Raw genomic sequence first — 26640 nt, 5'->3', positions numbered from 1 at the left:
ATGTAGGGGGATCGCTCGGGCGCACGACGCGGACGAAGGGGCTCCCTCCATAGCGTCGAAGTATGGAGAATTCAGCACAACCAGCCGTCGTCGCCAGCGTCCGCGGACTGCGCAAGAGCTACGGCCCGTCGGGCAATCAGGTCGTCGCGCTCGACGGCGTGGACCTCGAGATCCAGCGTGGTCGGTTCACGGCCATCATGGGGCCGAGTGGATCGGGGAAGTCGACGCTCATGCACATCATGGCGGGCCTCGATCAGGCCACCGAGGGCCGCGTCCGGCTCGGCGACCAGGACATCACCGACCTCGACGACGGGCAGCTCACCATCCTGCGCCGGCGCCGGGTGGGGTTCGTCTTCCAGGCGTTCAACCTCGTTCCGACCCTCGACGTCGCAGCCAATATCCGGCTGCCGTTCGAGCTCGACGCCAGACGTCCGACGAGCGAGGAGCAGAGCTGGATCGACGTGCTCGTGAGCACGCTCGGACTCGCGTCGCGGCTGGGGCACCGACCCCATGAGCTCTCGGGCGGCCAGCAGCAGCGGGTCGCGATCGCGCGTGCCCTGGCGACGCGGCCCGAGTTGCTCTTCGCCGACGAGCCGACCGGCAACCTCGACTCACGCACCGGCCGGAGCGTGTTGGCGCTCCTCGCAGCCGCGAGCACGGAGTACGGGCAGAGCATCGCGATGGTCACCCACGACCCGATCGCCGCGAGCTACGCGGACCGGATCGTGTTCCTCGCCGACGGCAAGGTCGTCGAGGACCGTCCGCGGTCGACACCCGAGCAGATCTCCGCACTGATGCTGGGTATGGAGCGTGCGGCGTGAGCGGCTCGGCGCTCGGCCCGCGCGCGAGTGAGCATCGGGCGAGCCTGCTCGTCGCGACGCTGAGCGCGTCGTTCGGGGTCCTCCTGCTGATGGTCACCAGCATCCTGTCGACGTTCATCCTCGCGGACGACGTCACGGGGTCCAGCGGGTCCGTCGTGATCATGCTCGTGCTGGCCGCAGCCGTCTTCGTGTCGCTCGCGGTGTACGTGGGTGCGATCGTCACGGCCAACACCTTCGCGACCATCGTCGCCGGCCGGACGAGGACGATCGCGCTCCTCCGGCTCATCGGATCGACCGCGAGGTCCCAGCGCCGCGCCGTCGCGCGGGAAGGCGTCGTCGTCGGTCTGCTCGGCGGTGGGGCCGGCCTCGTCGTCGGCCTCCTCGCCGCCTTCGCCCTCGTCCGCGTCGGCGTGGCCACCGGTGTGTTGCCGGAGCTGCCGTACCCGATCGCCGAGCCGGCGGTCCTCCTCCCGGTCGCCGCCGTCGTCCTGACGACCTGGCTCGCATCGTGGATCGGTGCTCGTCGGGTCCTGTCGGTCACCCCCATGCAGGCGATCGGCGGATCCCAGGAGCTGAGCCGGGAGGAGACCGTCGCGCGACCCGCTCGGAACGCGGTCGCGATCGGCCTGTTCGTCGTCGGTGTCCTGCTCCTCCTCGCCGGGGTGGGCGTAGGGCTCGTGTCGCCGCTCGGGGTGCTCATCGGCATCGTCGGCGGGATCGTGTCCTTCTCCGGCCTCATCCTCGGTGCGCACCTCGTGATGCCGCCGGCGTTGCGTCTCGTCGGCCGGCTGTTCGGGGGTTCCGCGACGGCCAGGCTCGCCGCCGAGAACGCGGTCCGCTACCCGGAGCGCAGCTCACGCACCACGATCGGTCTCGTGATCGGTGTCACGCTCGTGACGATGTTCGCCGTCGCGGCGGCGAACTTCCAGGAGCTCGTCATGAACGCGCAGGCGATGGAGCCGGAGCTCTATGAGGGGACCCAGACCGTGGTCGCGACGACCGTCGGCGTGTTCTCCGCACTCATCGGGCTGAGTGCGCTCATCGCCGCCGTCGGCATGGTGAACAACCTGTCCCTCAGCGTGCTCCAGCGCACCCGCGAACTCGGGCTGCTGCGGGCGCTCGGGTTCTCGGCCCGACAGATCCGCCGGATGATCGTGATCGAGTCGGCGCAGCTGACGATCGCCGCCGTGGCCGTCGGGCTCGTGCTCGGCACCTTCTACGGGTGGGCGGGGGCGCAGTCGATGTTCGGCGCGATCAACGGCTCGCCGGGACTGATCGTGCCGGTCATCCCATGGGGCATCGTGCTCGTGATCGTGGTGCTCGCCGCCCTGCTCACCGCTGCGGCGTCGGTGGCTCCCTCACGACGGGCCACCCGCATCGCCCCGGTCGCCGCGCTCGCGGTCGACTGAGCCCCGCTCAGCCTCGCGTCGAGCGGCGCCAGATTCGCCATCCGCCGATCTGGCGCTGCTCGGGCAGCGTCCACCCGAAGCGCACCGCCAGGAGCCGGATCACCGCGGTCGACGAGACACCGACGATCGCCGCGATCCCGAGCGGAGCGCCGAAGGTGACGGCGAGGACGAGCAGGGCCGTCCCGACCGCGGCGGCGACGGCGTACAGGGAGCCCACGTGCATGAGTGCCACGGGGACGCCCAGCATGACGTCCCGGAGCACGGAGCCTCCGACGGCCGAGACGGTGCCGACGAAGATGGCCGGGATGACGGGGAGCCCTGCCGCCAGTGCCTTGGTGGAGCCGATCGCCCCGAACATGCCGATCGTCAGGGCGTCGAGGCCGATGATCACCGGTCCGAGCCGGGTCACCGTCCGGAGGAGGAGCATGCCGAGCAGGGCCGCCCCCGAGGCGACGGGGAGGTACCAGTTGTTCTGCAGCGATGCCGGAACCTGCCCGAGCAGGATGTCGCGGATGAGACCGCCGCCGAGCCCGACGACGACCCCGATGATCGCGACGCCGAGCCAGTCGAGCTGACGATCCTGGAACCTGGCCGCGAACATCGCGCCCTGGACGGCGCCGATCGCGACCGCCGAGAGGTCGACCCAGAGTGGGACGACGAAGAGGACCTCGTTCACGGTTGCATCTCTCGCGGCGCTCCTTCGGTCCCGGACGGCGGTTCCCGGGGCACGTTGTCGGTGCGAGGCGGGATAATCGATGCGTGCCGGTATATCGAGACGAAGTGGTGGTGTTGCGGACCCACAAGCTCGGCGAGGCCGATCGCATCGTCACCATGCTCTCACGCAGCAGGGGCAAGATCCGGGCGGTCGCCAAGGGTGTCCGCCGCACCGGGTCGAAGTTCGGCTCGCGGCTGGAGCCGTTCATGGTCGCCGACGTCCAGTTCTACGAGGGCCGCAGCCTCGACACCATCACCCAGGCCGAGTCGCTCGGCTCCTACGGGGCCGAGATCAGCGCCGACTACGGCAGCTACACCGCTGCGAGCGCGATGGTCGAGGCGGCCGACCGACTGACGGAGTCGGAGGGCTCCCTCCAGCAGTACCTGCTCCTCGTCGGCGCGCTGCGCTCGCTCTCGAAGCACGAGCACGGTCCGCGGCTCACCCTCGACTCGTACCTGTTGCGCGCGTTCTCGCTCGCGGGATGGGCACCGAGCTTCGGCGCCTGCTCACGTTGCGGGACGGAGGGCGACTACTCGCACGTGGTGGTGCAGTTGGGCGGCGTCGTGTGCGACGACTGCGCGCCGTCTGGCAGTCCCCGGCTGGACGCCGAGACCCTCTCGCTCCTCGGCGCCCTGCTGTCCGGCGACTGGGAGTACGCGGAGGCGGCCGCCGAACAGACGGCTTCGCGGGCGAGCGGGTTCACCGCGGCCTATGCGCAATGGCATCTGGAGCGTGGGCTGCGGTCGCTCGCGCACCTCGAACAGGATCGGAGCCGCGGGTGACCCCGAAGCCGTACACCCACCGCGACGCGGTGCCCTTCAAACCGATCGACTGGACGGGGGAGTACCCGCCGGAGTTCAAGCGGGGCGAGGTCCCCGCGCACGTCGCCATCGTCATGGACGGCAACGGCCGCTGGGCCAATCGACGAGGGCTCACCAGGGTCGAGGGGCACAAGGCGGGCGAAGCCGCGCTGCTGGACGTCGTCGCCGGTGCACTGCAGCTCGGCATCAAGCACCTGTCGGTCTACGCGTTCTCGACCGAGAACTGGAAGCGTTCGCCCGACGAGGTCCGCTTCCTCATGGGGTTCAACCGAGAAGTGCTGCACCGCCGACGCGACCAGCTCAACGAGTGGGGCGTCCGCGTCCGCTGGTCCGGCCGGCGGCCACGCCTCTGGGCGTCGGTCATCAAGGAACTGCAGACGGCTGAGCAGCTCACCCGCGACAACGACCGCCTGACCCTCACCATGTGCGTCAACTACGGCGGGCGCAACGAGATCGTCGACGCGGTGCGCACCATCGCCGACGACGTGGCCGCTGGGCGGATCAAACCGTCCGCAGTGTCGGAACGGCTCATCCAGAGCCGGCTGTACCTGCCCGACCTCCCCGACGTCGACCTCTTCGTGCGGAGTTCGGGAGAGCAGCGCACGAGCAACTTCCAGCTGTGGCAGTCCGCCTACGCGGAGATGGTCTTCCTCGACACGCTGTGGCCCGACTTCGGTCGGCGTCAGCTGTGGGACGCCGTGGAGCGGTACGCCGGACGCGATCGGCGCTTCGGGGGAGCACGAGACGTCCCCGACGCCGCCGAGTCGGCGGGGGAATGACCGGCGCTCCTCCGTGGTTGGCCCTGACATGAGCGAACCCATCAAGATCGACATCTGGTCCGACATCGCGTGCCCGTGGTGCTACATCGGCAAGCGCAAGTTCGAGCGCGGTTCGGCGGAGTTCGCGCAGCTCGGCGACGGACGCGAGGTGGAGGTCGAGTACCACTCCTTCGAGCTCGCGCCCGACACCCCGGTCGACTTCGACGGGACGGAGATCGACTTCCTCGTGAAGCACAAAGGCATGCCAGCCGATCAGGTCCAGCAGATGCTCGACCGCGTGACGGGCATCGCCGCCGAGACCGGCCTCGCGTACGACTTCGGCATCCTCCAGCACACCAACACGGTGAAGGCACATGAGCTGCTCCACTTCGCGAAGGCCGAGGGCAAGCAACTGGAGATGACCGAGCGTCTTCTCAAGGCCTACTTCACCGAGGGCCGCCACGTCGGACGGGTCGAGGACCTCGCAGACCTCGCCGCGGAGGTGGGACTCGATCGTGAGGCCGTCGTGTCGGCGCTCGAGTCCGGTCGGTTCACGCAGGCGGTCCGTGAGGACCAGGCGACCGCTCAGGGCTACGGCATCCAGGGTGTCCCGTTCTTCGTCATCGACGGCGCGTACGGGGTCTCGGGTGCGCAGGAGCCCGCAGCGTTCGCGCAGGTGCTCGAGCAGGTCTGGACGGAACGCGCGAACGCCGAGCCGGTGCAGGCATGACGTCGGAGACGACGTCGCCGACCGAGCCGGCCGAACGCCCCCAGAGCGCGGCGAGCAGACCGCCTCTGCGGATCCTCGGCGCGGACGCCGTCGTCTGCGAGGGCGACAGCTGTCTCGTCCTGACGGGTGCCGCGGCTCAGGACTGAGGGTCCTCCGGCTCCGTGAGGTCGGCCGTGACGGCCCCGATCGCGGCGAGGTAGGCCGCTGCGTCGACGAACGCGCTCCAGCCGTGCTCGCCGGCACCGATCGAGATGCGACCGCCGCGGCGGAGGATCCGTTCGTCGGCGTACACGGGCAATGCGCTCGTCGCGCCGAGGACGGTGATCGTGCCGCGCTCGTAACCGGTCGCGCGGAACGCCGTCTCCGCGTCGGGCATCGCGAGCTTGTTGACGCCCAGTAAGGTGCGGAAGGGCGGCCACGAGATCTTGCGCCCGCCGGGGACGAGCGCGAAGAGGTAGTCGCCGCTGCGACGCTTCACGACGATCGTCTTGACGATCTCGGCGGGCTCGATCCCGAGGAGTTCCGCCGCCTCGTGCAGACTGCGCGCGGCCGGGCGCTGGACCAGCTCGACGTCGATGCCGAGGGAGGCCGCCGCAGCCGCGACGCGTTCGCGGCCGACGGGTTCTGGAACGGCTTGCGTGGCGGCGTTTGACATGTGGTCCTCACTGGGCGCCGAAGCGCCGATCATCTGGGAGAATCGAGGGTGATGTCTCTTCCTACCACGCTCCCGCAGCGCCCGAGCCTCGCGATCGGGCCCATCGTGCTCGACTCGCCGGTCGTGCTCGCGCCCATGGCCGGGATCACCAACACCGCGTTCCGTCGCCTCTGCCGTGAGTACGGCGCCGGTTTGTACGTGAGCGAGATGATCACCTCCCGTGCGCTCGTCGAACGCACGCCCGAGACGATGCGGCTCATCCAACACCACGAGAGCGAGACGCTGCGCTCGATCCAGTTGTACGGGGTGGACCCGAAGACGGTCGCCGAGGCCGTCACCATGCTCGTCGCCGAGGACCGGGCCGATCACATCGACCTCAACTTCGGCTGCCCGGTCCCGAAGGTGACCCGCAAGGGCGGTGGCGCCGCGTTGCCGTGGAAGACCGGTCTGTTCCGCGACATCGTCGAGGGCGCCGTCCGCGCCGCTGGCGACGTCCCGCTGACGATCAAGATGCGCAAGGGCATCGATTCCGACCACCTCACCTACCTCGAGGCCGGGCGGATCGCCGAGGGCGCCGGTGTCGCCTCGATCGCCCTGCACGCCAGGACGGCGGCCGAGTTCTACTCGGGACACGCCGACTGGGCGGCGATCACCAAGCTCAAGGAGACGGTCACCTCGGTGCCGGTCCTCGGCAACGGAGACATCTGGTCGGGCGAGGACGCCCTCAGGATGGTCGACGAGACCGGCTGCGACGGCGTCGTCGTGGGCCGTGGCTGCCTCGGGCGCCCCTGGCTCTTCGGCGACCTCAGCTCGGCGTTCGCCGGCGAGGGCACGAAGGCGGAGCCGTCCCTCGGCGACGTCGCTGCCGCGTTCCGGCGTCATGCCGAACTGCTGGCCGAGTTCTTCGAGAGCGAGGAACGCGGGTGCCGCGACATCCGGAAGCACGTCGCGTGGTACTTCAAGGGCTACCCCGTCGGTGGCGACCTGCGGGCCAGTCTCGCCACGGTGGAGTCACTCGAGCAGCTCGACGAGCTCCTGGCGACCCTCGACTGGACGGCTCCGTACCCCGGCGCCGCCGCCGAGGGGCAGCGCGGACGAGCCGGCACGCCGAAACGACCGGCGTTGCCTTACGGCTGGCTCGACTCACAGTCGCTCGGTGCCGACGAGCAGACCGAGATCGCGGGCGCGGAACTGGACCACAGTGGCGGATAGCACCACCGAGCAGGGGAGAACGTCCATGGACCAGGACGGCTACACCCTGCACGACGAAGAGCGCTGGCTCCCTGAGCACCACTCCACCCGACGCTCCGACTTCGCCCGCGACCGGGCGCGTCTGCTGCACTCGAGCGCACTCCGTCGTCTCGCCGCGAAGACCCAGGTCCTCAGCCCGACGAGCGGGGTCGACTTCGCTCGGAACCGTCTGACGCACTCCCTCGAGGTGGCGCAGGTCGGCCGTGAGCTCGCCGCCAGTCTCGACCTCGCTCCGGACGTCGTCGACACGGCGTGCCTCGCGCACGACCTCGGCCATCCGCCCTTCGGCCACAACGGCGAGCGGGCGCTCAACGACTGGTCGGCGGGCATCGGCGGCTTCGAGGGCAACGCGCAGACCCTGCGCATCCTCACCCGCCTCGAGTCGAAGGTCTTCGGGCCCGACGGGGAGCCGTACGGGCTGAACCTGACCCGGGCGAGCCTCGACGCCAGCTGCAAGTACCCGTGGCCGGCCGCGCAGTCGATCCCGGACCCGGGTGGCCGCGCCAAATTCGGGTTCTTCGACGAGGACTCGGCGGCCTTCCGATGGTTGCGTGCCGGAGCCCCCGAGCGGGTCCGATGCGTCGAGGCCCAGGTCATGGACCTCGCCGACGACATCGCCTACTCCGTGCACGACTTCGAGGACGCCGTCGTGGGGGAGTACATCGACCCGGCGTTCCTGAACGCGCGAGCAGGCCATGACGGCCTCATCGCCACCGCGCTCTCGTGGGCGGGAGACGACTTCACCCACGACGACCTCGCAGCGGCCTTCGACCGGCTGCAGTCGTCGCACACCTGGATCACGGCGTGGGACGGCTCCCGGCGGGATCTGGGGCGTCTGAAGAACTTCACCAGCCAGATGATCGGCCGATTCGCCGGTGCGGCGACGGCGGCGACCCGCGAGGCCTTCCCGCAGGCCAGCCTCGTGCGGTTCGGCGCGGACGTGGTGGTGCCGCACGGCATCCAGGCGGAGATCGCCCTGCTCAAGGGGATCGTCGCGGCGTTCGTGATGTACAGCGACTCGCGCCAGCCGCTCTACGTGCGGCAGCGGGAGATCCTGGTCGAGCTGTCCGACGCGGTGTATGCGCTGGGGGAGTCCGCGCTGGACGTGGGGTTCGCCGCCGACTGGCGTGCCGCCGGATCGGACGAGGAGCGCCGACGCGTCGTGGTCGACCAGATCGCGAGCCTGACCGACCAGAGCGCGCTCTCCTGGCACGAGCGTCACACCGGCGCCTGACCCCGCTCCCCACCCTGCCGGGTGACCGCCTCCGTCGGGAGACCGCCGTCAGGGAGGGACGAGAGACGCACGAGACTAGGATCGAAGCATGGCCGGACGGATTCGACAGAGCGATGTTGAAGAGGTCAAAGCCCGCACGAACATCGGCGACGTCGTCGGTGACTACGTCTCCCTGAAGTCCGCCGGTGTCGGCTCGCTCAAGGGGCTCTGCCCCTTCCACGACGAGCGCAGCCCGAGCTTCCATGTGCGTCCGACGGTCGGCCTGTACCACTGCTTCGGCTGCGGTGAGAGCGGCGACGTCTACAGCTTCCTGCAGAAGATGGACCACGTGACGTTCGCGGAGTCGGTGGAGCGGCTCGCGCAACGGATCGGCTACCCACTCAGCTACGAGGAGGGCGGCGGCAAGGTCGACCACGGCAACCGTGCCAGGCTGTTCGCGGCCAACCAGGCGGCGGCCGAGTTCTTCCAGCAACAGCTCCACGACGGCGATGCGGACCTCGGGCGCCGGTTCCTCGGCGAACGCGGATTCGACGCGGCGGCGGCCGACCACTTCGGCATCGGATTCGCTCCCGCCGGCTGGGACCACCTGATGAAGGCGATGCGCGCGCGCGGGTTCACCGACGAGGAGATGCTCGCGGCCGGGCTCGTGTCGAGCGGCGACCGTGGCTCCTACGACCGGTTCCGTGGCCGGTTGATCTGGCCCATCCGCGACACCACCGGCCAGGTGCTCGGCTTCGGCGCGCGGCGCCTGCGCGAGGACGACAAGGGCCCGAAGTACCTCAACACCCCCGAGACCGCGATCTACCACAAGGCCCAGGTCCTGTACGGGCTCGACCTCGCCAAGCGCGACATCTCCCGGGGCAAGCGCGTGGTCGTCGTCGAGGGCTACACCGATGTGATGGCGTGCCACTTGGCAGGGGAGATGACCGCGGTGGCGACCTGCGGGACCTCCTTCGGTGTCGATCACATCAAGATGATCCGACGCGTGATGGGAGACGACTCGGCGACCGGCGAGGTCATCTTCACCTTCGATCCGGACGAGGCGGGCCAGAAGGCGGCCATCCGTGCGTTCGGTGAGGAGAAACGGTTCGCGGCGCAGACGTACGTCGCGGTGTCCGCGGACGGTCTGGACCCGTGCGACCTCCGGCTCAATCGTGGCGACGGCGCCATCCGTAAGCTCGTCGACGGACGCGAGCCCATGTTCGAGTTCATCATCCGGCGGACGCTCGCCGGGTTCGACCTCGAGACGGTCGAAGGTCGCGTCGGTGCCCTCCGTGCGGCCGCCCCGGTCGTCGCCGACATCCGCGACCCCTCGCTCCGGCCCGGGTACACGCGCGTGCTCGCGAAGCAGCTCGGCATGGAGCTCGACGAGGTGGCGCGAGCGGTGCGAGGGGCGGTCGGCAACGCCTCGTCGTCGGCGCGTGACGCCAGGCAGCAGGGTCCGGGCGATCCCGCTGCAGCGCCGCCGCGTGAGCGTCAGGCATCGCTCGCCGATCTCCCGAAAGACCCGTCGACGCGCCTCGAACAGGACGCGCTCCGGGCCATCCTGCAGCTGCCCCAGCACCTCGAACGGCCCATGCTGGAACGCGCCGTGCAGAGCTCCGTCGCCAACAGTTCCCTGGTCGTGGTCCGCGATGCGATGAGCGTGAGTCTCGACCAGCTCGGCTCGAACGCCTGGCTCGAGACGGTCATCGCGCAGGTCCCTCCCGGCTTCGACGGCTTGGTGCGCGAGCTCGGCGTGTCCCCGCTCCCGGAGACGAACGAGGAGAAACTCCCGAGTTACGTCCGCGACATCGCTCGGGCACTGATCGACCGCGATCTGCTCGGACAGAAGGCCGCGCTGCTCGGTTCGCTCCGACGCACCGACCCGCGCGACGAGGCCCACCGGGAGATCACCCGGCGGCTCGCGGCCGTCGAGGCGGAACGTCGGGCGTTGCGCGCCGAAGCCTGACCCGGGGTTCCGCCGTCGAGCGTGGCACGTGGACGCGATGGGATGGCCGGATACACTCGATGGCGATCCGGTGGCGCCCCGTGCACCGGCAGGAGAGGTCTCATGAAGCACCCAGAGCAGGACGGACCGGCTGTCCGGACGAGTGATCTGAGCGTCGACTACGCAGCCCACGGCGTCAGCCCGAGCAATCGGGCACTGGACGGCATCAGCTTCGAACTGCCCGTCGGCGGGTCCCTCGGGGTGATCGGCAGTTCGGGTTCAGGGAAGAGCACCCTTCTCCGGGTCCTCTCCGGTCGGCACCTCACCGGCGGAGACTCGCGTCCGTTCGTCTCCGGTGGTGATGCGACGACCCTCGGTCGGTCGATGCGGAAGGTCGGGCGCCGTGAGCTCACGAAGCTCACCTTCGAGGTCTCGTTGCTCGAGCAGGAGGCGGGCGCTCATCTGAAGCCCGAGCTCACCGTCACGGAACTCATCTCCGAGCCCGTCCTCGCGCGCGACAAGAAGTTCAGCGAGCAGGCACTCGGCGTTCGGGTGGCGACGCTCCTGGACGCCGTGCAGATGCCGCTCTCGAGCCTCGACAAGTACCCGTACGAGCTGAGCGGCGGGCAGCGCCAGCGGATCGCGATCGCGCGGGCGCTCGTGCTCGGCCCACGACTCTTCATCGCCGACGAACCCACCGCCGGCATCGACATCACGGTGCGACACACGGTGACCGAGTTGCTCAACGGCTTCCGGCAGGACGGCGGCACCGTCATCGTCGTGATGCATGACCTCGCCATGCTGCGGGAGCTCACGGACGATGTGCTCGCGCTGCACCAGTCGCGGGTGGTGGGCTACGGACCGATCGACGCGATGCTCGCGGATCCGCCGCATGATTTCCTCGCAGCACTCGCCCAATCGGGTGGCACCGAGACCCAGTACGAGACTCCCGAGGCCGTCGGCATCGATTGATCGCGTGTCGATTTGGAGTCTACGAATCCTTTGCTACAGTAGATATGCGCTGCAACGCAGAGGCCGGAATCCCCGGCCAGTCGGAGCTCGTATTCCTCGATAGCTCAATTGGCAGAGCAATCGACTGTTAATCGATAGGTTGTTGGTTCGAGTCCAACTCGAGGAGCTGCACTGCATCCCCCGGTCCGTCAGGACCGGGGGATGTGTCGTTGTGGGCGGTTTCACGAATCCGCTCAGACGCCGTACACTTGACCACGAGGCCCGAAGACTCCACTCTTCGGGCCTCGTTGCATGCCTGGGCGGGCTCGTGGGCAGCGTCGGCCACCGGGGAGAGCCGGTGCTGGCGAAGGAGCCCCGCTCAGCCCTCGAGGTCGTCGCGTCCCGGGAGCCAGGTGATGCCGGGCACGCCCCAACCGGACTTCCGGATAGCCTTCGCCGCGCGCCGCGAGTGCGGGAGCTCCAGCCGGTCGACGTAGAGGATCCCGTTGAGGTGGTCGAACTCGTGCTGCAGGATGCGTGCGCGCCAGCCGACGACGCGCAACTCGACCGGCTCGCCTTCCAGGTCGGTGCCGATGAGCATCGCCGCCTCCGACCGCCTGAGTGGGTGGCGCTCACCCGGAACCGAGAGGCACCCCTCCGATTCCTCCTCCTCGTCGAGTTCACCGATCGGCGGGGGACTGATCCACAGCACCGGGTTGATCGCGACCCCGCGCCAGGGGAGGCCGTCGTCGTCCTCGTAGCTGTAGACGAAGAGCCGGAGCGGCACGCCGACCTGCGGAGCCGCGAGCCCCACCCCGGGTGCCAGGTCCATCGTCTCGTACATGTCGGAGACGAGCTGTCGGAGCTCGTCGTCCACGGCGGTGACCGGCCGGGCGGCGGTGTGCAGAACCGGGTCGCCGGTCACGCAGATCTCGAGAATTGCCATTGCTCGAGCCTATCCGCCAAGCTCGGCCTGCCGCGCCGGGATCGGCGGAACGACGGGGTAGCCTCGACGCGTGTTCCCTGCCGCCATCGACATCGCCGACCTCGCGGACGACTTCACCCGCAACCCCTCCCAGTTGCTCGGCATCCCCTTCGCGCTCCTGGGAGCCGTCTTCCTCTCCCTCGGCGCGCAGCTCCAGCACCGGGGTGTCGCCAAGGTCGAGTCGTCGAGCGGCACCGACGCCACCTCCGGTCTCAACCTGGCCCAGCTCCTCGCACTCCTCGGTCGGCCGTCATGGGTGACCGGAACCGTCATGCTCGGGCTCGCGATCGTGCTGCAGCTCGGGAGCCTGTCGCTCGCACCGATCACCCTCGTCCAGCCGCTCGGGGCGGTCGCCCTCGTGATCACGGCGGTCGTCAACAGCCGCATCAGCGGGGTGCGGTTGAACCGCCGCTCCGTGGTCGCCATCGTCGCCTGCGTCGGCGGCGTCGGACTGTTCGTCACCATCGCGGCGATCTTCACCGGCGAGCATCGGATCACGGAGTCCGAGCTCATCACGATCCTCGTCATGCTGGGCGTGGTGTTGCTCGCCTTCGGTCTCGGTTTCGTGCTGTTCCGCGCGCGCTTCACCGCCATCTTCTACATCGTCGGGACGGGCGTCCTCTACGGGTTCGTCGCGACCCTCGCGAAGGTCATCATCGGTCGCCTACAGCAGGGCGAGTTCGACTGGCTCACGGTGCTGTGCGGGCTGGGCCTCGTCGCCGCCAGTGCGCTCGGCGGGTACTTCGTGCAGACCGCGTATTCCTCGGGCCCGCCCGACCTCGTCATCGCCGGGCTCACCGTGATCGATCCGATGATCGCCGTCGGCATCGGCATCATCGTGTTGGGGGAGGCGAGCAACGCCCCGTTCTGGGCCGGGTTCGGCTTCGTCGTGGCCGGCGCGATCGCCGTCTGGGGCGTGTTCCAGCTGGCCCGCCACCACCCGCAGGTCAGCCAGACGCCGGCCGCGGCAGCCGCGGCGAAGGCGCTCGCGACCGGCGACGCGCCAGCCTGAGCCCTGGAGGCGGAACGGGCGGCAGGTATGCTGGGCCATGGCGTTCCGCGCCGCAACCGGGTCGTGAGCACCGCCCGCGCACCGCACATCACTGGCCAAGCACAGAGGAATCACCGACACCTTGACTTCTCCAGACGACCAGCACCTCGTGACGCCGTCCGACGCGACGACGCCCTCCGACACCCGTCGGCCGTTGAAGGTCGTCATCGGTGCCGACACCTTCTCGCCCGACGTCAACGGCGCGGCGCGTTTCGCCGAGCGCCTCGCCGCCGGCCTCGTCCGCCGTGGGCACGACGTCCACATCGTCGCCCCTGCCGGATCGCGCCGGTTCGGCACGTGGAAGGAGACCCACGAGGGTCAGACGATGACCGCGCACCGGCTCTTCAGCCTCCGCTGGTACCCGCACGACTGGCTGCGCTTCGCGATGCCGTGGACCTCGCGACGGAACGCCCGGAAGATCCTCGACCGGGTGAAGCCGGACGTGGTGCACCTGCAGTCGCACGTCGTCGTGGGTCGCGGCCTGTCGATCGAGGCGGAACAGCGCGGGATCCGCATGGTGGCGACGAACCACATCATGCCCGACAACATCCTCGACTTCACCGTCATCCCCGAGCGCACCCAGGAGTGGCTCATCCGCACGCAGTGGGCTGCGGCTCGTCGCGTGTTCGACCGGGCCTTCGCGGTGACGACGCCGACCCGCAAGGCGGCCGACTTCCTCGAACAGTTCAGCGGGCTCACCGGGGTGCACGCGATCTCCTGCGGCATCGAGGCGGGCCAGTACACGCCGTCGTTCGAACCGCGGAAGCGCAACACCATCCTCTTCGTCGGCCGCATCACGAGCGAGAAGCAGATCGACGTGCTCCTCCGGGCGCTCACGAAGATCCCGAAGGAACTCGACGCCTTCGTCGACGTCATCGGCGGCGGCGACCAGGCCAAGAACCTCGAGCAGCTGACGCAGCAGCTCGGTCTCGGCGATCGCGTCCGCTTCCTCGGCAAGGTGTCCGACGACGACGTCAAGCGTGCGTACACCAACGCCACGGTCTTCGCGATGCCGTCCATCGCGGAGCTGCAGAGCATCGCGACGATGGAGGCCATGGCGTCCGGGCTGCCCGTCGTCGCGGCGGACGCGATGGCGCTGCCGCACCTCGTGCATGACCAGGTCAACGGTTACCTGTTCGAGCCCGGCAACGTCGACCAGCTGGCGGAGCGACTCACGACGGTGCTCCGCGCGTCGGACGAAGAGTACCGCCGGATGCAGGACGCCTCGCTCGAGCTCGTCTCCGCACACGACATCGAACGCACCCTCGACACCTTCGAAGCCCTGTACCGCGGTGAGCAGATCGTCGATCCGACCACCGAGCGTCACACCGCCGGCGCCGAGCGCGAAGACTCGCAGGACTGAAGCCCGCCGCCCCGCTCTCTCGGTACACTGGGTTCCGCACGGGGCGGTAGCCAAGCTGGTGAAGGCATTCGGCTCATAACCGAACGATGCGTGGGTTCAAGTCCCACCCGCCCTACCGTGAATCGGTCCCTGAGCCCTCTTCGGTGTCTCGGCTTGTCGCTGGGTGCCCGTCGAGAGGCTCAGGGACCGGGATGGGCGAGCTCGAGGTCCGGGCTCGATCGGGTCAGGGTCTGAGTACGAGGGCCGCGGCGCCGATCAGGGGGCCGTCGGCATCGAGCCCGGACCGGACGACACGCAGCTTCCGGGCGTAGTCGTGCAGCGCCGAGGCGGTCGCCGACTCCTGGACGAGGTCGAGGTAGTCGGGGGAGACCCGGGAGAACCCGCCGCCGACGGCGACGCGTTCCAGATCGAGCAGCGTCGTGATACTGCAGAGCGCTTCGCCCACCGCCTCGGCTGAGCGGCGGATCGCGCGGACCGCGACGTCCGTTCCCGCAGCCGCGTCCGCGCCGAGCTCCTCGCCCGTCGATCCGGTCCACCCCTGGGCGCGAGCCCAAGCGACGGTCGCCGTTCCGGAAGCGATGCCTTCGAGCGTCCACGGTGCGCCGGCCGCATCCGGCTCCCGCCGACGGAGCTGCATCTGGCCGAGGTGCCCCGCGTTGCCGGAGGCGCCGGCGATGAGCCGGGATCCGAGGATGATCCCGCCTCCGATGCCCGTCGAGACCACGATGCCCATGCCGTTCTCCGTGCCTCGGAGTGCACCCTGCCAGTGCTCGGCCAGAGCGATGCAGGTGCCGTCCAAGCGGAGTTCCACCGGAGCGGTCGTGAACCGCCGAACGGCCTCGGCCACCCGGAAGGCCGCAAGCCGCGGCAGGTTGATCGGCGAGATGGTGCCGTCGGTCGTCCCGATCGGGCCCGCCGAACCGATGCCGACGCCGACGACGGATCCTTCGTGCGCGGTGACGCTCCGCTCAGCGGTCGCGATGATCGTCGCTTCGAGCTCCGCGCGGCTCGCGAGAGGACCCGTCGCTCCACGGAACCGGGTGCCGGACACGATCCGTCCGTCGGTGTCGACCACTGCGGCTTCCACCTTCGTCCCGCCGATGTCGATCGCGAGGGCCTCGTGCATCACCGCTCCATCCCGGTTCGGCGCGCGCCGACTCCGCTCCAGAACCAGCGTACTGGGAACGACACGGTTGTCATTTCTCCAGGTCTTGGGGCATAATGCTCGTATCGGCGAGAGTCGAACAACTGCATACACGGAGGTCCGGTTCGCCGGACACCGACATGGATCACACTGCATGGGTCGTTGGGGAAGACGCACCCGGACGCAGTGGAGGAATCATGTCGACACCGATGACGAAGGGTGTGCTGTTCGTGCACTCCTCGCCTCGCGCGCTCTGCCCGCACCTCGAATGGGCGGCAGGTCGCGCACTTGGTCGCGCCATCAGCTTCGATTGGGAAGATCAGCCGATCCTCCGCGGAGCCCAGCGCGCCGAGGTCTTCTGGGAGGGCCCGCACGGAACCGGTGCCGCTCTCGCCTCCGCTCTGCGTGGCTGGGAGCACCTCCGCTACGAGGTGAGTGAGGATCCAGCTCAGGGCGTCGACGGCGCACGCTGGATGCACACCCCTGATCTAGGTATCTTCTACGCGCAGACCGACAGCATCGGCAACGTCGTCGTGCCTGAGGACCGCATCCGCTACGCGATGGAGGTCGCGTCGGGGAACGCCTCGGAATTGCAGCGGGAGCTCCGCGTCGCCCTCGGCCAGCCGTGGGACGACGAACTCGAGCCCTTCCGCCACGCCGGTGACGGGTCCTCCGTCATCTGGCTCCACAACGTGGGCTGAACCGGCCCACCTGCACGGCGACGTCGCGCAGACAATTCAACACTGACGACAGGGTGTCCACGTGGCGTGGACCGTGCGAGGTCGGTGATCCGTCCCGGCAGACACGAGGTGACGAAACGAGGCACCCTGCTCACGGAACGACGGAGGGCCGTGGTGCAGTGCACCACGGCCCTTCGTCGTCGTCGGCTCAGTAGCTCCGGAAGGCGACGACGGCGTTGTGCCCGCCGAAGCCGAAGGAGTTGCTGATCGCCAGCAGGTCGCCGGAGCCGAGTTCGCGCGGAGATGTCACGACGTCGAGCGGGATCTCCGGGTCCTGGTTGTCGAGGTTGATGGTCGGCGGGATGACCCGGTGGTGCAGGGCGAGAGCCGTGTACGCGGCCTCGATCGCGCCGGCGCCGCCGAGCAGGTGTCCGGTGGACGCCTTGGTGGCCGTCACCGCGATCTGGTCGAGCTGAGCTCCGAAGACGCGACGGAGCGCGTTGTACTCCGCGATGTCGCCGACCGGCGTGCTCGTGGCGTGCGCGTTGACGTGCACCACCTCGTCGAGCGACGCTCCACCGTTCTCCACCGCTGCGCGCATGGCGCGGGCAGCAGCGGAACCCTCAGGGTCGGGGGCGGTGATGTGGTAAGCGTCGCTCGTGACCGCACCGCCGAGGAGCTCGGCGTAGATGCGGGCTCCGCGGGCCTTGGCGTGCTCCTCGGTCTCGACGATGAGGGCTGCTGCCCCTTCGCCGAGGACGAAACCGTCGCGGTCGACGTCGTAGGGACGCGAGGCGATGGCGGGGTCGTCGTTCCGCTTCGACAACGCCTGCATGGCGGCGAAGGAGGCGAGGGGGAGCGGGTGGATCGCGGCCTCGGACCCACCGGCGACGACGATGTCCGCCAGGCCTGCCTGGAGATGGTCGTAGGCGTTGGCGAGGGACTCGGTGCTGGAGGCGCAGGCCGAGACGACGGTGCGCTCTCCGCCGCGGGCGCCGAGGTCCATGCCGATCGCCGCAGCAGGGCCGTTCGGCATGAGCATCGGGACCGTCATCGGGAGGACACGACGCGGGCCCTTCTCGCGCAGGGTGTCCCAGGCGTCGAGGAGCGTCCAGACGCCACCGATGCCGGTGGCCCAGTCGACGAGCAGTCGTTCGGGGTCGACCTCGGGAGCTCCGGCGTCCTGCCAGGCCTCGCGAGCGGCGATGAGCGCGAACTGGCTCGACGGGTCGAGTCGCTTGACCTCGCGGCGGTCGAGGACGTCCGCGGTCGGGACGGCGGCCTGCGCGGCGAAGCGCACCGGCAGTTCGAGCTCCTCGGCCCACGGCTGCTCGAGGCGGCTCGCGCCGCTCTTGCCTGCGAGGAGGTTGTCCCAGGAGTCGGTGGCGTTGCCACCGAGCGGGGTGGTGGCACCGATGCCGGTGATGACGATGCGTTTGGTGGTCATTGAGTCAAACCTTCTGTGGAGATGACGAGGGGATCCCGAACCCTGCGGCGGTCGAGTCCGTGTTCGGACGGAGCAGCCGTCTCGAACGCTGAAGGGCCGGTCGGCCAGATGCCGGCCGACCCTTCAGCACTGCGCTGGGACTAGCCCTGAGCCTTGACGATGAAGTCGACGGCGTCGCCGACGGTCTTCAGGTTCTTGACTTCTTCGTCCGGGATCTTCACGTCGAACTTCTCCTCCGCGTTGACGACGATGGTCATCATGGAGATCGAGTCGATGTCGAGGTCGTCGGTGAAGGACTTGTCCAGCTCGACGGTGTCGGTCGCGATGCCGGTCTCGTCGTTGATGAGCTCGGCCAGGCCGGCGAGGACTTCTTCGGTGGACAATGCCATTGTTCTACTCCTTGGGTGAGGTTTGACCGTAGTCGAGTGTAGTCGCGTCGGGCGTCCTGCTACGGCAGGACGACGACCTGGGCGCCGAAGACGAGCCCGGCTCCGAACCCGATCTGCAGGGCGAGACCGCCGCTGAGCTCGGGGTGGCCCTGGAGGAGCCGATGGGTGGCGAGGGGGATCGATGCCGCCGAGGTGTTGCCGGTGGTCTCGATGTCGCGGGCGATGACGACGCTCTCCGGCAGCTTCAGCTGCTTGGCGAACTCGTCGACGATGCGCATGTTGGCCTGGTGGGGGATGAACGCGGACAGGTCTGACGCCTCGACGCCGGCGACTTCGAGCGCCTGCTTGGCGACCTTGGCCATCTCCCAGACGGCCCAGCGGAAGACGGTCTGGCCCTCCTGCCGCAGCGTCGGCCAGGCGGCGGTGCCGTCACGGAACTCGGTGAGCGTGCCACTCATGCCGACCGCGTCGGCCTTCGAGCCGTCGGAACCCCAGACCGTGGGGGAGATGCCGGGGAAGTCGCTCGGACCGACGACCGCGGCACCGGCGCCGTCACCGAGGAGGAACGAGATGGAGCGGTCGGTCGGGTCGACGATGTCGGAGAGCTTCTCGGCGCCGATGACGAGCGCGTAGTGCGCCGCCCCCGAGCGGATGAGGGCGTCTGCCTGCGCGATGGCGTAGGCGTAACCCGCGCAGGCGGCGTTGAGGTCGTACGCCGCGGCCGGGTTCGCACCGACCCGGTCGGCGACGACCGCGGCCATCGACGGAGACTGCTGCACGTTGCTGATCGTCGCGATGAGGACGAGGTCGACCTGCTCGGGGGCGATCCCCGCCGCCTGGATCGCTTCGGCGCCGGCTTCGGCGGCGAGGTCGACGGCACTGACGTCGGCCGACGCCCGGGTGCGGGTGACGATGCCGGTGCGCTGCTGGATCCACTCGTCGGACGAGTTGATCGGACCGACGAGGTCGTCGTTCGGGACGCTGAGGTCGCCGCGGGCGGCACCGAGGCCGAGGATCCGCGTGAACTCGGGACCGCGCGACTGCTTGAGGGTGGGGGTGGTCATTGCTGGTTCTCCGTCTGCGCTACTGCTGGGCGATGAGGTCGAGGGCTGCCGGCAGGTCGTCGGGAGTCTTGATGGCGACGGTCGGCACGCCCTTGAGGCCGCGACGTGCGAGTCCGGTGAGCGCCCCGGCGGGAGCGAGCTCGACGAGTCCGGTGATCCCTGCGGCGCTGAACGCGTCCATGCACAGGTCCCAGCGTACCGGGGAGGCGACCTGGCCGATGAGGAGGTCGAAGAACTTGGCACCCGAGGTGACCTCGGAACCGTCGTGGTTCGTCCAGATCCGCAGCGACGGGTCCTGCGGTTCGACCGTGCGGCTCGCGCCGGCCAGCCAGTCGCGGGCCGACTGCATGAAGCTCGTGTGGAACGCCCCGGCCACCTGCAGCGGGATCACCCGGGTGCCCTTGAGCGGTTCGTCGGCGAGGCGGGCGAGCGCGTCATGGGCACCGGCCACGACGATCTGGCCACCACCGTTGTAGTTGGCCGGCTCGAGGCCGAAGGATCGGACGTGCTCGACGACGGCGTCCTGGTCGCCACCCAGCACCGCGCTCATACCCGTGGGCGTGATCGCAGCCGCTTCGGCCATGGCGACAGCGCGCTCGCTCACGAAGCTCATGGCGTCGCTGTCGGAGAGGATGCCCGCACCGTAGGCCGCGGTGATCTCACCGACGGAGTGACCGGCGATGCCGCCGAACGGAGCCGCATCTGCGGGGAGCGCCTTGCGGAGTGCGTCGAGGGCGACGATGCCGGCGGCGACGATGAGCGGTTGCGCGACGGCGGTGTCGCGGATCGTGTCGGCGTCGGAGACGGTGCCGTGCTTGACGAGGTCGAGTCCGGCTTCGTCGGAGAAGCGGCCGAGCGCTTCCCTCGCGGAGACGTCCTGCAACCAGGGGTCGAGGAAGCCGGGGGTCTGGGAGCCCTGTCCAGGGCAGGCGATGACGATCACCGGTCCAGTCTGCCAACGGAACGAGCCTCAGCAGTGGAGCAACGCCACGAACCTTTCGGGAAAGTGTTGTGACTGTTCCACAACGGACCTGCCGCCGAGGTGTGCCGCGTCAGGAGGAGAGGCGACGGCGGGACGGTTCCGGTTCGGCGATGGCGCCGAGGATGAGCGCTGCCTGGAGGATGAGGGACTCCCGCGCTCCGGTGGCGTCCCACCCGATCACCTCGGAAACGCGCTTCAGGCGGTACCGGACGGTGTTCGGGTGCACGAACAGCTCGCGCGCCGTGGCCTCGAGGGAGCGACCGTTGTCGAGGTAGCACCAGAGCGTCGTCACCAGCTCGCCCGAGTAATCCTTCAGCGGGCGGTAGACCCGCTCGATGAGCGTGGTCTTCGCGAGGTTGTCGCCCGCCAGTGCACGTTCGGGCAGCAGATCGTCGGCCGAGACCGGACGCGGCGCGTGACGCCAGGACTTCGCGACGGCGAACCCGGCGAGGGCAGCCTTCGCGCTGCGCGACGCTTCGATGAGCGACGGCACGGCGTGGCCGAGGACGAGGTGGCCGGGTCCGAACCCGTGCTCGAGTCTGGCCGCGATGTCGAGGAAGCTCAGCTGGGCGCTCGCGCGTGCGTCGGCGGCGGCCTGTTCCGCTTCGTCGATCGGCTCGGCGTCACCGGCGTCGGTGCTCGGGAGCTCCGCCCGCCCGAGGACGAGGACGAGGCGGTTGCCCTGCACGCCGATGAGGACGTCAGCGTCGAGATGCCGGGCGGTGCGCCGGAGCATGTCGACGTCGAGGACTCGGGGCGTGGTCCCGACGAGGACACAGGCCTCACCGTGGCCGTGCCAGCCCAAGGCGGCGATCCGACTCGGGAGTTCGTCGTCGGCCTCGCCGCTCAGGATGGAGTCGACGACGAGGGCCTCGAGGCGCGCGTCCCAGAGTCCGCGGGCCTCGGCCGCGCGGGCGTAGACGTCGGCCGACGCGAACGCGATGTCGCGGGAGTAGAGGAGGATCGCCTCGCGGAGGTCGACGCTGCCGGAGGCGACGCGCTCCTCGACGACCTCGACGGTGACCTTGATGAGCTGCAGGGTCTGCTGCAGGCTGACGGATCGCAGCAGCTCGCGAGGAGCTGCACCGAACACGTCTGCGGCGATCCACGGTGTGGACCGTGGATCGTCGAACCACGAGATGAACGAACTGATGCCCGCCTGAGCCACCAGGCCGACCGCAGAGCGGCGGCCCGGTGGCATCTCGGCGTACCAGGGAAGGGTGTCCTCGAGGCGTTTCAGCGTCGCGGTCGCGAGCTCACCCGAGATCCGGCGGAGCCAGTCGAGTGTCTCGGCCTTCGTCTTCGTCTTCGTCACCGTGGTAGCGATGGAATCAGCTCTCGCCACCCGCGTTACCGGTGTTGCCGGCGTTCACGTCGTGGAGGCGGTAGCGGTCGATCGCCTGCTGCGGGAGGCTCGCGTCGACCTCGCCCCGAGCAGCGAGCTGCTGGAGGGTCCGGACGACGAGCGACGGGCCGTCGATCTTGAAGAAGCGACGGGCAGCTGCGCGCGTGTCGGAGAAGCCGAAGTCGTCGGCACCGAGCGTCGCGAAGTCGCCCGGGACGAACTGACGGATCTGGTCCGGCACGGCGTGCATGTGGTCGGTCACCGCGACGAACGGACCGGATGCGCCCTCGAGCTTGCTCGTGACGTACGGCACGCGACGCTCCTCCTGCGGGTGCAGGAAGTTGTGCTGATCGGCCGCGAGACCGTCGCGACGGAGCTCCGTCCAGCTCGTGACGCTCCAGACGTCGGCGGAGACGCCCCAGTCGTCGGCGAGGAGCTGCTGCGCCTCGATCGCCCACGGCACCGCGACACCGGACGCCATGAGCTGAGCCTTGGGGCCCTGCTTGTCGCTGGTGCTGATGCGGTGGATGCCGCGCACGATGCCGTCGACGTCGACATCCTCCGGCTCGACCGGCATGATCATCGGCTCATTGTAGACGGTCAGGTAGTACATGACGTTCGGGTCCTGGTGCTCGCCGCCGTACATGCGCTCGATACCGCTGCGCACGATGTGCGCGATCTCGTAGCCGTAGGCCGGGTCGTAGCTCACGACCGCGGGGTTCGACGACGAGAGCAGCAGCGAGTGGCCGTCAGCGTGCTGGAGGCCCTCACCCGTGAGCGTCGTGCGACCGGCGGTGGCGCCGATCATGAACCCACGGGTCATCTGGTCGCCGGCCGCCCAGATGGCGTCGGCGGTGCGCTGGAACCCGAACATCGAGTAGAAGACGTAGACCGGGATGAGCGGCTCGCCCTGCACCGAGTACGAGGTGCCGATCGCGGAGAAGGCCGCGATCGCGCCCGCCTCGTTGATGCCGACGTGGACGATCTGGCCCTGCGGGCTCTCCTTGTAGGCGAGCAGCAGTTCGCGGTCCACCGAGGTGTAGTGCTGACCGTTCGGGTTGTAGATCTTCGCGCTCGGGAAGAACGCGTCCATGCCGAAGGTGCGGGCCTCGTCGGGGATGATCGGGACGATGCGGTTGCCGAAGTCCTTCGCGCGGAGCAGGTCCTTCAGCAGTCGGACGAACGCCATGGTGGTGGCGATCTCCTGCGTACCGGAACCCTTCTTCGCCGCCTTGTAAGCGGAGTCGTCGGGCAGGTTCAGCTGCGTGTACTTGCTGCGACGCTCCGGCACGTAGCCGCCGAGCGCGCGACGACGCTCGTGCAGGTACTGGATCGCCTCGTCGTCCTCGCCCGGGTGGTAGTAGGGCGGGAGGTAGGGGTTCTCCTCGAGCTGCGAGTCCGTGATCGGGATGCGCATCGTGTCCCTGAAGGTCTTCAGGTTGTCGAGGGTCATCTTCTTCATCTGGTGGGTCGCGTTGCGGCCCTCGAAGCTCGGGCCGAGGCCGTAGCCCTTGATCGTGTGCGCGAGGATGACCGTCGGCTGGCCCTTGTGCTCGCTGGCCGCCTTGAACGCCGCGTACACCTTGCGGTAGTCGTGGCCACCGCGCTTGAGGTTCCAGACCTCGTCGTCGCTGTAGCCCTCGACGAGCTTCAGGGCGCGCTCGTCGCGGCCGAAGAAGTTCTCGCGGACGTACGCGCCGTCTTCCGTCTTGTACGTCTGGAAGTCGCCGTCAGGCGTGACGTTCATGAGGTTGAGCAGTGCGCCGTCGGTGTCGCGGTTGAGGAGGTCGTCCCACTCGCGGCCCCAGATGACCTTGATGACGTTCCAGCCGGCACCGCGGAAGAAGCTCTCGAGCTCCTGGATGATCTTGCCGTTACCGCGGACCGGGCCGTCGAGGCGCTGCAGGTTGCAGTTGATCACGAAGTTGAGGTTGTCGAGACCCTCATTCGCGGCGACCTGCAGCTGACCGCGGCTCTCGACCTCGTCCATCTCGCCGTCGCCGAGGAACGCCCAGACCTGCTGGTCGCTCGCATCCTTGATGCCACGGTTCGTGACGTACTTGGCGAGGTGCGCCTGGTAGATCGCGTTGATCGGACCGAGGCCCATCGACACCGTCGGGAACTGCCAGAAGTCAGGCATGAGCCGCGGGTGCGGGTACGAGGACAGGCCGTGCGGTGCGTGCGACTTCTCCTGGCGGAAGCCGTCGAGCTGGTCGGTGCTGAGGCGTCCTTCGAGGAAGGCTCGGGCGTAGGTGCCGGGGGAGGCGTGGCCCTGGATGTAGATCTGGTCCCCACCGCCCGGGGCGTCCTGGCCGCGGAAGAAGTGGTTGAAGCCGACCTCGTACAGCGCCGCGGAGGACGCGTAGGTGGAGATGTGTCCGCCGACACCGATGCCGGGGCGCTGCGCGCGGTGCACGGTCATGGCCGCGTTCCAGCGGATCCAGGCACGGTACCGGCGTTCGATGTCCTCGTCGCCCGGGAAGTCGGGCTCGTTCTCCGAGGCGATGGTGTTGATGTAGTCGGTGGTCGGCACCATCGGCACGCCGAGGTGCAGCTCCTTCGAGCGCTTGAGGAGGCTCAGCATGATGTCGCGGCCGCGACCGCGGCCACGTTCGTCGACGAGGGCGTCGAGGGACTCATTCCACTCGGACGTCTCCTCAGGATCGGCGTCTACGTGGTTGGACGAGTATGGATCCTGGTCGTGAACAGTCACCGTCGACCTTTCTCTCGTGGCAGATCGTGCCTGGGTTGTGATGGTGAACTCCATGCGTCCTGATGGGTATGGACGCGGGCGCCACCTTTCACCCTATCCGGTCACCCCAGGGAACGGTGACCGAGCGCAGCAGGGCTCCGGGTTTGCCCAGCTGCGGCGCGGGGCTAGGATGTGTGACCGGATCGGACCCGTCCACCGCTCGGGCGATCCGGAGCAGGCGCACCCGCCTGAAAGGACCCTCATGGCACTCGAGAACGACACCCTGGCACCCGACTTCGAACTGGCGAACCAGTTCGGTGAACTCGTCAGGTTGAGTCAGTTCCGAGGCCAGTCCGCCGTCGCACTCGTCTTCTTCCCGCTGGCGTTCTCCGGGACGTGCACGGGGGAGCTGTGCGAACTGCGCGACAACCTGAGCCTGTTCACCGACGACCAGGTGACGCTCGTGGGCATCTCCGTCGACTCGAAGCACACCCTGCGGGCTTGGGCCGAGCAGGAGCAGTACGGCTTCCAGCTGCTGGCGGATTTCTGGCCGCATGGTCAAGTCGCCAAGGAGTACGGCGTCTTCCTGCAGGAGAAGGGCTTCGCGAACCGGGCGACGTTCCTCATCGACCAGCAGGGCATCATCCGCGAGAGCTTCATCACCGCGCCTGGCGAGGCCCGTTCGCTCGCCGCCTACCGTGCCGCGCTCGAAGAGCTGCGGCAGCCGGCCTGAGCCGCGGCCCGCTGAGGTCGATCCGGTTCGCCGGACGTGTCAGCCGGTGATGACGATCTCGGGTGCGCGCTCATAGCGGATGAACCGATACGGCACGCCTGTTCGTGATTCCGACCACCCGTGCGCCGGATCGATCGTGACGGGCACCCATTCCTCGCCGATGATCGGCGCGAAGGTGTCGCCCGCGACGTCGAGGTCGAGTTCGGTGACCTCCAGGCGGTCGGCGAGGGGGAGCGCCTCGGCGAAGAGACCTGCGCCGCCGGTGACCCAGGCCTGGCCGTTGCCGGCGAGCTGTGCCGCTTCGAACGCGTTCTCCAGGGAGTGCGCGACGATCGCGCCGTCGGCTGACCACGCGTGATCGCGGGTGACGACGATGTTCGGACGTCCCGGGAGCGGACGGAATCGTGGGGGGAGCGAATCCCAGGTGCGGCGTCCCATGATCACTGCGTCCGACCCGGTGAGCGCCTTGAAGTGAGCGAGGTCCTCGGGGACGTGCCAGGGCATGTCGCCGTCGGCGCCGATGACGCCGTCGTGGGCCTGGGCCCAGATGAGCGCCAGGCTCATACGGCGACGGCCGCGCGGATGGCGGGGTGGTGCTGGTAGTCGACGATCTCGAGGTCGTCGTACTCGACATCGAAGATGCTGTCGCGCTTCGTGTTGATGCGCAGCTGCGGGGAGGGGAACGGTGCGCGCGTGAGCTGCTCCGTCACCTGCTCGACGTGATTGTCGTAGATGTGGCAGTCGCCGCCCGTCCACACGAAGTCGCCGACCTCGAGCCCGACCTGCTCGGCGACGAGGTGGGTGAGGAGCGCGTAGCTGGCGATGTTGAAGGGGACGCCGAGGAAGAGGTCTGCGCTGCGCTGGTAGAGCTGGCAGGAGAGCTTGCCGTCGGCGACGTAGAACTGGAAGAAGGCGTGGCACGGCGCGAGCGCCATGTTGGGAATGTCGGCGACGTTCCAGGCGGAGACGATGATGCGGCGCGAGTTCGGGTCGGTGCGCAGCTGCTCGATGACCTGCGAGATCTGGTCGATGTGCGAGCCGTCGGGCGTCGGCCAGGAGCGCCACTGGACACCGTAGACGGGACCGAGCTCGCCGTCGGCATCGGCCCACTCGTCCCAGATGGACACGCCGTGCTCCTGGAGCCAACGGACGTTGCCGTCGCCGCGGAGGAACCACAGGAGTTCGTAGGCGATGGACTTCCAGTGGACCCGCTTGGTGGTGATGAGCGGGAAGCCCTCGGAGAGGTCGAACCGGAGCTGGCGACCGAAGACGCTGCGGGTTCCGGTTCCGGTGCGGTCGCCTTTGACGGCGCCGTGCTCGAGCGTGTCGCGCAGGAGGTCTTCGTACGGGGTGGGGATCGTCGTGTCCATCCCCTCGATCGTACGGGCAGCCGCCGTCACCGCGCTCGACCGATCGTCCAGTGTCGGGGGACTTTCGGCCAGGCGCCCGGCGATCGGCATGATCCCGGCGTTATCCATGTGGTGGGCCCT

Annotated in this window: 26 protein-coding genes and 2 tRNA genes; 16 read left to right on the top strand and 12 right to left on the bottom strand. The window is 69.0% G+C overall.

The genetic code is table 11. The features are described from left to right. The first annotated feature begins 62 nt into the window (after positions 1–62). Both ASF68_RS02775 and ASF68_RS02770 read left to right on the top strand, forming a co-directional pair. On the top strand, positions 63–821 hold the full coding sequence (locus tag ASF68_RS02775) for an ABC transporter ATP-binding protein (protein WP_056006499.1): 759 nt from the start codon (positions 63–65) through the stop codon (positions 819–821). After that, positions 818–2230 (top strand): ABC transporter permease, encoded by a 1413-nt coding sequence (locus ASF68_RS02770; protein ID WP_056006497.1) that lies wholly within the window; start codon positions 818–820, stop codon positions 2228–2230. The genes ASF68_RS02775 and ASF68_RS02770 overlap by 4 nt, the downstream gene beginning before the upstream one ends. A gap of 7 nt (positions 2231–2237) precedes the next feature. On the opposite strand, the gene ASF68_RS02765 is transcribed toward ASF68_RS02770, so the two are convergent. Continuing rightward, positions 2238–2906, bottom strand: a complete 669-nt coding sequence (locus ASF68_RS02765; protein WP_056006494.1) for a trimeric intracellular cation channel family protein — start codon at positions 2904–2906, stop codon at positions 2238–2240. An 83-nt stretch (positions 2907–2989) separates the two neighbouring features. Here ASF68_RS02765 and recO point away from each other — a divergent pair, with 83 nt between their 5' ends. The 4 genes from recO to ASF68_RS19145 are packed head-to-tail and all read left to right on the top strand — an operon-like array spanning position 2990 to position 5400. Continuing rightward, positions 2990–3727: a DNA repair protein RecO gene (gene recO / locus ASF68_RS02760; RefSeq protein WP_056006490.1), complete on the top strand. Its 738-nt coding sequence runs from the start codon at positions 2990–2992 to the stop codon at positions 3725–3727. Further along, entirely contained in the window at positions 3724–4545 is an 822-nt protein-coding gene (locus tag ASF68_RS02755) for an isoprenyl transferase (protein ID WP_056006487.1), read from the top strand. Before recO ends, ASF68_RS02755 begins: the two co-directional genes overlap by 4 nt. Positions 4546–4573: 28 nt before the next feature. Continuing rightward, positions 4574–5254, top strand: coding sequence for a DsbA family protein (locus tag ASF68_RS02750; protein ID WP_056006484.1), 681 nt, complete (start codon positions 4574–4576; stop codon positions 5252–5254). After that, positions 5251–5400 (top strand): hypothetical protein, encoded by a 150-nt coding sequence (locus ASF68_RS19145; protein WP_235526744.1) that lies wholly within the window; start codon positions 5251–5253, stop codon positions 5398–5400. The genes ASF68_RS02750 and ASF68_RS19145 overlap by 4 nt, the downstream gene beginning before the upstream one ends. Here ASF68_RS19145 and ASF68_RS02745 read toward each other — a convergent pair. Beyond that, positions 5391–5909 carry an aminoacyl-tRNA deacylase gene (locus ASF68_RS02745; protein WP_056011278.1) on the bottom strand — a complete coding sequence of 173 codons (519 nt, stop codon included), beginning with the start codon at positions 5907–5909 and terminating at the stop codon, positions 5391–5393. The two genes, ASF68_RS19145 and ASF68_RS02745, sit on opposite strands and share 10 nt — an antisense overlap. 51 nt (positions 5910–5960) lie before the next feature. Between ASF68_RS02745 and dusB the strand changes: the two genes are divergently transcribed. The 5 genes from dusB (at position 5961) to ASF68_RS02720 (ending at position 11462) form a co-directional block, all read left to right on the top strand. Then, complete coding sequence (dusB, locus tag ASF68_RS02740; RefSeq protein WP_056006481.1) at positions 5961–7121, top strand: tRNA dihydrouridine synthase DusB; 1161 nt, start codon at positions 5961–5963, stop codon at positions 7119–7121. A gap of 25 nt (positions 7122–7146) precedes the next feature. Continuing rightward, positions 7147–8394, top strand: a complete 1248-nt coding sequence (locus tag ASF68_RS02735) for a deoxyguanosinetriphosphate triphosphohydrolase (RefSeq protein WP_082455798.1) — start codon at positions 7147–7149, stop codon at positions 8392–8394. An 88-nt stretch (positions 8395–8482) separates the two neighbouring features. After that, positions 8483–10345 carry a DNA primase gene (gene dnaG, locus ASF68_RS02730; RefSeq protein WP_056006475.1) on the top strand — a complete coding sequence of 621 codons (1863 nt, stop codon included), beginning with the start codon at positions 8483–8485 and terminating at the stop codon, positions 10343–10345. A gap of 102 nt (positions 10346–10447) precedes the next feature. Further along, entirely contained in the window at positions 10448–11296 is an 849-nt protein-coding gene (locus ASF68_RS02725; protein WP_056006472.1) for an ATP-binding cassette domain-containing protein, read from the top strand. Positions 11297–11389: 93 nt separating this feature from the next. After that, positions 11390–11462: transfer RNA gene (locus ASF68_RS02720), tRNA-Asn, on the top strand. Positions 11463–11654: 192 nt separating this feature from the next. Here ASF68_RS02720 and def read toward each other — a convergent pair. Continuing rightward, positions 11655–12221, bottom strand: a complete 567-nt coding sequence (def, locus tag ASF68_RS02715; RefSeq protein WP_056006469.1) for a peptide deformylase — start codon at positions 12219–12221, stop codon at positions 11655–11657. A gap of 70 nt (positions 12222–12291) precedes the next feature. Here def and ASF68_RS02710 point away from each other — a divergent pair, with 70 nt between their 5' ends. The 3 genes from ASF68_RS02710 to ASF68_RS02700 all read left to right on the top strand — a co-directional run bounded on the left by ASF68_RS02710 (position 12292) and on the right by ASF68_RS02700 (position 14789). Further along, entirely contained in the window at positions 12292–13272 is a 981-nt protein-coding gene (locus ASF68_RS02710; RefSeq protein WP_235526743.1) for a DMT family transporter, read from the top strand. A 121-nt stretch (positions 13273–13393) separates the two neighbouring features. Further along, entirely contained in the window at positions 13394–14674 is a 1281-nt protein-coding gene (locus ASF68_RS02705; protein WP_369796410.1) for a glycosyltransferase, read from the top strand. 40 nt (positions 14675–14714) lie between these two features. Next, positions 14715–14789, top strand: a tRNA-Ile gene (locus ASF68_RS02700). A gap of 108 nt (positions 14790–14897) precedes the next feature. Here ASF68_RS02700 and ASF68_RS02695 read toward each other — a convergent pair. Further along, on the bottom strand, positions 14898–15800 hold the full coding sequence (locus tag ASF68_RS02695) for an ROK family protein (protein ID WP_056006463.1): 903 nt from the start codon (positions 15798–15800) through the stop codon (positions 14898–14900). Positions 15801–16015: 215 nt separating this feature from the next. Between ASF68_RS02695 and ASF68_RS02690 the strand changes: the two genes are divergently transcribed. Beyond that, positions 16016–16519 (top strand): DUF3145 domain-containing protein, encoded by a 504-nt coding sequence (locus ASF68_RS02690; RefSeq protein WP_056006461.1) that lies wholly within the window; start codon positions 16016–16018, stop codon positions 16517–16519. Between the two features lie 187 nt (positions 16520–16706). Here the strand turns inward: ASF68_RS02690 and ASF68_RS02685 are convergent, their stop codons facing one another. The 6 genes from ASF68_RS02685 to aceE all read right to left on the bottom strand — a co-directional run bounded on the left by ASF68_RS02685 (position 16707) and on the right by aceE (position 24438). Beyond that, positions 16707–17945, bottom strand: a complete 1239-nt coding sequence (locus tag ASF68_RS02685; protein ID WP_056006459.1) for a beta-ketoacyl synthase — start codon at positions 17943–17945, stop codon at positions 16707–16709. A gap of 140 nt (positions 17946–18085) precedes the next feature. Further along, positions 18086–18334: an acyl carrier protein gene (locus tag ASF68_RS02680; protein ID WP_056006457.1), complete on the bottom strand. Its 249-nt coding sequence runs from the start codon at positions 18332–18334 to the stop codon at positions 18086–18088. 59 nt (positions 18335–18393) lie between these two features. Next, on the bottom strand, positions 18394–19398 hold the full coding sequence (locus ASF68_RS02675) for a beta-ketoacyl-ACP synthase III (protein ID WP_056006454.1): 1005 nt from the start codon (positions 19396–19398) through the stop codon (positions 18394–18396). A 19-nt stretch (positions 19399–19417) separates the two neighbouring features. Continuing rightward, positions 19418–20341 carry an ACP S-malonyltransferase gene (locus tag ASF68_RS02670; RefSeq protein ID WP_056006451.1) on the bottom strand — a complete coding sequence of 308 codons (924 nt, stop codon included), beginning with the start codon at positions 20339–20341 and terminating at the stop codon, positions 19418–19420. Positions 20342–20450: 109 nt separating this feature from the next. Further along, on the bottom strand, positions 20451–21695 hold the full coding sequence (locus ASF68_RS02665) for a CdaR family transcriptional regulator (protein ID WP_200921016.1): 1245 nt from the start codon (positions 21693–21695) through the stop codon (positions 20451–20453). Between the two features lie 16 nt (positions 21696–21711). After that, the gene (gene aceE, locus ASF68_RS02660; protein ID WP_056006445.1) at positions 21712–24438 is read right to left on the bottom strand and encodes a pyruvate dehydrogenase (acetyl-transferring), homodimeric type; all 2727 of its coding nucleotides are present in this window, start codon (positions 24436–24438) and stop codon (positions 21712–21714) included. A 241-nt stretch (positions 24439–24679) separates the two neighbouring features. On the opposite strand from aceE, the gene ASF68_RS02655 reads away from it, so the two are divergent. Next, the gene (locus tag ASF68_RS02655) at positions 24680–25150 is read left to right on the top strand and encodes a peroxiredoxin (RefSeq protein ID WP_056006442.1); all 471 of its coding nucleotides are present in this window, start codon (positions 24680–24682) and stop codon (positions 25148–25150) included. 39 nt (positions 25151–25189) lie between these two features. On the opposite strand, the gene ASF68_RS02650 is transcribed toward ASF68_RS02655, so the two are convergent. Together ASF68_RS02650 and ASF68_RS02645 are read right to left on the bottom strand one after the other, a co-directional pair. After that, on the bottom strand, positions 25190–25714 hold the full coding sequence (locus tag ASF68_RS02650) for a dihydrofolate reductase (RefSeq protein ID WP_056006439.1): 525 nt from the start codon (positions 25712–25714) through the stop codon (positions 25190–25192). After that, positions 25711–26520 carry a thymidylate synthase gene (locus ASF68_RS02645; RefSeq protein ID WP_056011270.1) on the bottom strand — a complete coding sequence of 270 codons (810 nt, stop codon included), beginning with the start codon at positions 26518–26520 and terminating at the stop codon, positions 25711–25713. The genes ASF68_RS02650 and ASF68_RS02645 overlap by 4 nt, the downstream gene beginning before the upstream one ends. Positions 26521–26640: the final 120 nt, after the last annotated feature.

This window comes from Plantibacter sp. Leaf314 (genome assembly GCF_001423185.1).
Lineage (GTDB): Bacteria > Actinomycetota > Actinomycetes > Actinomycetales > Microbacteriaceae > Plantibacter.
The sequence above is the reverse complement of the archived record's forward strand: the minus strand, read 5'-3'. Positions and strand labels throughout refer to the sequence as shown.

What these genes read in the sequence shown, in the direction of transcription:
- ASF68_RS02655 (WP_056006442.1), top strand. Translation starts at nt 24,680, where the DNA reads ATGGCACTCGAGAACGACACCCTGGCACCCGACTTCGAACTGGCGAAC.
- ASF68_RS02645 (WP_056011270.1), bottom strand. Translation starts at nt 26,520, where the DNA reads ATGGACACGACGATCCCCACCCCGTACGAAGACCTCCTGCGCGACACG.
- dusB (WP_056006481.1), top strand. Translation starts at nt 5,961, where the DNA reads ATGTCTCTTCCTACCACGCTCCCGCAGCGCCCGAGCCTCGCGATCGGG.
- ASF68_RS02680 (WP_056006457.1), bottom strand. Translation starts at nt 18,334, where the DNA reads ATGGCATTGTCCACCGAAGAAGTCCTCGCCGGCCTGGCCGAGCTCATC.
- ASF68_RS02745 (WP_056011278.1), bottom strand. Translation starts at nt 5,909, where the DNA reads ATGTCAAACGCCGCCACGCAAGCCGTTCCAGAACCCGTCGGCCGCGAA.
- ASF68_RS02725 (WP_056006472.1), top strand. Translation starts at nt 10,448, where the DNA reads ATGAAGCACCCAGAGCAGGACGGACCGGCTGTCCGGACGAGTGATCTG.
- ASF68_RS02675 (WP_056006454.1), bottom strand. Translation starts at nt 19,398, where the DNA reads ATGACCACCCCCACCCTCAAGCAGTCGCGCGGTCCCGAGTTCACGCGG.
- ASF68_RS02650 (WP_056006439.1), bottom strand. Translation starts at nt 25,714, where the DNA reads ATGAGCCTGGCGCTCATCTGGGCCCAGGCCCACGACGGCGTCATCGGC.
- ASF68_RS02690 (WP_056006461.1), top strand. Translation starts at nt 16,016, where the DNA reads ATGTCGACACCGATGACGAAGGGTGTGCTGTTCGTGCACTCCTCGCCT.
- ASF68_RS02735 (WP_082455798.1), top strand. Translation starts at nt 7,147, where the DNA reads ATGGACCAGGACGGCTACACCCTGCACGACGAAGAGCGCTGGCTCCCT.
- dnaG (WP_056006475.1), top strand. Translation starts at nt 8,483, where the DNA reads ATGGCCGGACGGATTCGACAGAGCGATGTTGAAGAGGTCAAAGCCCGC.
- ASF68_RS02685 (WP_056006459.1), bottom strand. Translation starts at nt 17,945, where the DNA reads ATGACCACCAAACGCATCGTCATCACCGGCATCGGTGCCACCACCCCG.
- ASF68_RS02750 (WP_056006484.1), top strand. Translation starts at nt 4,574, where the DNA reads ATGAGCGAACCCATCAAGATCGACATCTGGTCCGACATCGCGTGCCCG.
- ASF68_RS19145 (WP_235526744.1), top strand. Translation starts at nt 5,251, where the DNA reads ATGACGTCGGAGACGACGTCGCCGACCGAGCCGGCCGAACGCCCCCAG.
- ASF68_RS02695 (WP_056006463.1), bottom strand. Translation starts at nt 15,800, where the DNA reads ATGCACGAGGCCCTCGCGATCGACATCGGCGGGACGAAGGTGGAAGCC.
- ASF68_RS02775 (WP_056006499.1), top strand. Translation starts at nt 63, where the DNA reads ATGGAGAATTCAGCACAACCAGCCGTCGTCGCCAGCGTCCGCGGACTG.
- def (WP_056006469.1), bottom strand. Translation starts at nt 12,221, where the DNA reads ATGGCAATTCTCGAGATCTGCGTGACCGGCGACCCGGTTCTGCACACC.